The sequence below is a fragment of the uncultured Leptotrichia sp. genome, assembly GCF_938036635.1.
GTDB classification, from domain to species: domain Bacteria; phylum Fusobacteriota; class Fusobacteriia; order Fusobacteriales; family Leptotrichiaceae; genus Leptotrichia; species Leptotrichia hongkongensis.
The window spans coordinates 1-3,218 of record NZ_CALHQO010000428.1; the positions used below are offsets into that span (position 1 = coordinate 1).

Below are 3,218 nucleotides of genomic sequence, written 5' to 3' on the forward strand. Positions count from 1 at the left end.
GATTAAAAGCATCAAAAATAAACCAAATATCACTATGAACATTTCAATTTTTGAAAGTATTATAAGTTGTAATATTTTTGTTATCGTATTTAACAGAAAATGTATTAAAATAGAATATTTTATTGAATATTTGCACGCAACATAAGAAAAGATGATGCCTGTCAAAAATGCTGGAATAATCATCTCTATGTTATAATGAGATAGCCCAAAAAGAAGCGAATTAATAATTATTGCTACTCTAATTCCATATTTTCTCAAATTATTCATTATAACTCCACGAAATACAATTTCTTCCAATATTGGTGCTACAAAAACTGCCATTATTACATCTATATACAAAGGCTCATTTATTAAAGGCGTTCTTCCTTTAAATTTAAATATTGATATAATCAATAAATTACAAATATTTCCTATGAAAAAAACTAGTGCAAAATATGTATTAAAGCCTTTTACATTCAATTTTTCATTCGTTTTAAAATATTCATATTTATTATAAGTCTTTACAAAATAATAAATTATTGGAAGACTAAGTATCCATCTATATATTCTAAACATGTATATATGTCTAAATATGTGACTATCTATAACTAATGTTTTATTATTGACAAAAATCATAAATACTAGATGAAGCATATAAATTATAAGAAAAATAAAAAAAATATCTTTTCTTGGATTATCCTTTAAATTCGCTATTCTCTTCATTCGATTCTGCCTCCTATTTTCTGAATATCATCGTAAAATTTTTGAAGCCAAAAAAGACACTTAAATGTGCCTTTTCTTCATAATTAAAATAAAACTTTTCAAACAAAATCACTAATAATTTTTCTTCAAAAGCCCCACTACATCTCTAACTTCATCCATCTTCTCAGTTGCAATGCTTCTAGCCTTATTTGCACCTTCTCTCAAAATTTGGTATACATAGTCCATATTATTTTCCAGTTCTTCTCTTTTTTTCTGAAACGGTGAAAAATAATCCATAAATTTGTCAAACAATTCATTTTTAGCGTGTCCATATCCAAAGTTTCCTGCTCTGAATTTTTCCTTTAATGCTTCTACTTCCGTTTCTGTTGCAAAAAGAGCATATAATTTTGTGATATTGTTATCAGGATCTTTTGGTTCCTCTAAAGGTGTTGAATCTGTTACAATGCTCATTATCTGTTTTTTTAATGCTTTTTTTGAACCAAACATATTTATTACATTTCCATAGGACTTGCTCATTTTATCACCATCTGTTCCAGGAACAGTAGCTACATTTTCAACGATTTTCTCTTTTGGCAATTTAAATACTTCCTCGCCGTAAGTTTCGTTAAATTTAGTTGCAATATCACGAGTCATTTCCAAATGCTGTTTCTGGTCCTTTCCAACAGGCACAATATCTGGCGAATACATTAAAATATCAGCAGCCATAAGTATTGGATAAGTAAAAAGTCCCACATTCGGTTTAATTCCCTTCGCAACTTTGTCCTTGTATGAATGAGCTCTTTCTAGTAGCCCCATTGGAGCAATATTTGACAAAATCCAAGATAATTCTGCATGTTCAGGCACATCCGACTGCAAAAACAGTGTTGATTTTTCAGGATTCAGTCCCAAAGCCAAATAGTCCAAAATTACACCAATTGTATTAGCCTTCAAATCTTCTCCTTTTGGTGAAGACGTCAAAGCGTGATAATTTGCCAAAAAATAAAAACCTTCATATTCATCTTGCAGCTCTACAAACTGCTTAATGGCACCAAAATAATTTCCAATATGTAAAATTCCGCTGGGCTGTATTCCCGATAAGCTTCTCATAAAAACCTCCATAATTTATATTATTAAATTTGTCCAATAACTTAATTTTGTTTTATATTCTTTTAAAATACCATTATCTATCCACAAGTATTCAATTTAAAAATTAGATTATCAAACATATCCTTTTTCTTTAAAAAACATATTTACATTATATCATTAAAAAAAATTTTTGTAAAATATTGAAAAAATATAAGAAATAAGGTAAACTTATATTGATATAATAATTAATTTTAAAGATGTTTTGCTATGTGTTATATAAATAACTGTACTTAGGAGGAAATATGAAATATTATGTAGGAATTGACTTGGGAGGAACTAATACAAAAATTGGACTTGTTGACGAAAAAGGTAATATTATTTTCACAACCATCGTAAAAACTGATTCAATGGAAGGTTTTTCTGAAACAATTCAAAGATTGTCAAAAATTCTTATTACTCAAATTGAAGGAACTAATGTTAATTTTGATAATGTTGTCTCAGTTGGTGTTGGAGTACCAGGACCCGTGTTAAATTCCAGAGTTGTTAAGTTTTGGGCAAATTTCCCTTGGAAACATGGGATGGATTTGGCATTGGAATTTGAAAAAAATCTTGGTAAACCAGTAAAAGTTGATAATGACGTTAATGTTATTACACTTGGAGAAATGTGGAAAGGTGCTGCTCAAGGATATAAAAATGTACTAGGTCTTGCTGTTGGAACTGGAATTGGTGGCGGAATTATTGTTGATGGAAAACTTGTGAGCGGAGAACACGGAGCCGGCGGAGAAGTTGGACACATTAAAATTGAACCAAATGGAAAACTATGCGGATGTGGACAAAAAGGATGCTGGGAAGCCTACGCTTCTGCTACTGGAATAATCCGTGAAGCAAATAGCCGTCTTGCGGTAAATAAACAAAACCTGCTTTATGAAATGACAAAAGGTAGAGATTTAGAAGCAAAGGATGTATTTGACGCTGCTAGAAAAGGTGATGAATTTTCAATTGACATTGTTGATTATGAAGCGGAAAAATTAGCATTAGGAATTGGAAATCTGCTTAGCATACTAGATCCTGAAATCGTTGTTGTAGGTGGCGGAGTTGCTCTTGCTGGAGATTTTCTGTTTGACCGTGTAAAAGAAAAACTAAAAGATGTAGCATTCCCATCAATTTTAGAAAATCTAAAAATTGTTACAGCAACTCTTGGAAATGATGCAGGAATTTTAGGTGCTGCTTATCTTGGAATGATGTAACCTACAGCTAGAATAAGATTAATATAAAGCTCTTTTCAAAAAAGTTATCTTTTATTTAATTGATAAACTATTTAACCTTGAAAAAAAGAACCTATAATAACTCTATCTTATAATTTAATACTAAATCCCATTTAAATAACGAATTTATTATAAACTTTTCTAATAAAAGATGCAAACCTAATATTTTCAAGTAATTTTAAGATG

3 protein-coding genes are annotated in these 3,218 nt (G+C 29.9%); 1 reads left to right on the forward strand and 2 read right to left on the reverse strand.

The window, feature by feature from the left end; all coding sequences use genetic code 11:
• Together Q0370_RS08560 and trpS are read right to left on the reverse strand one after the other, a co-directional pair.
• Positions 1 to 702 (reverse strand): CPBP family intramembrane glutamic endopeptidase (locus Q0370_RS08560; protein ID WP_299574648.1); only part of this gene is annotated, 702 nt, incomplete at its 3' end.
• Positions 703 to 813: 111 nt separating this feature from the next.
• On the reverse strand, positions 814 to 1,788 hold the full coding sequence (trpS, locus tag Q0370_RS08565; RefSeq protein WP_299574650.1) for a tryptophan--tRNA ligase: 975 nt from the start codon (positions 1,786 to 1,788) through the stop codon (positions 814 to 816).
• A 281-nt stretch (positions 1,789 to 2,069) separates the two neighbouring features.
• Here trpS and Q0370_RS08570 point away from each other — a divergent pair, with 281 nt between their 5' ends.
• Positions 2,070 to 3,014, forward strand: coding sequence for an ROK family protein (locus Q0370_RS08570; protein ID WP_299574652.1), 945 nt, complete (start codon positions 2,070 to 2,072; stop codon positions 3,012 to 3,014).
• The last annotated feature ends 204 nt before the right edge of the window (positions 3,015 to 3,218 follow it).

Bases quoted from the DNA above. Each gene is read 5' to 3' on its own strand.
- trpS (WP_299574650.1), bottom strand. From the start codon at position 1,788: ATGAGAAGCTTATCGGGAATACAGCCCAGCGGAATTTTACATATTGGA.
- Q0370_RS08570 (WP_299574652.1), top strand. From the start codon at position 2,070: ATGAAATATTATGTAGGAATTGACTTGGGAGGAACTAATACAAAAATT.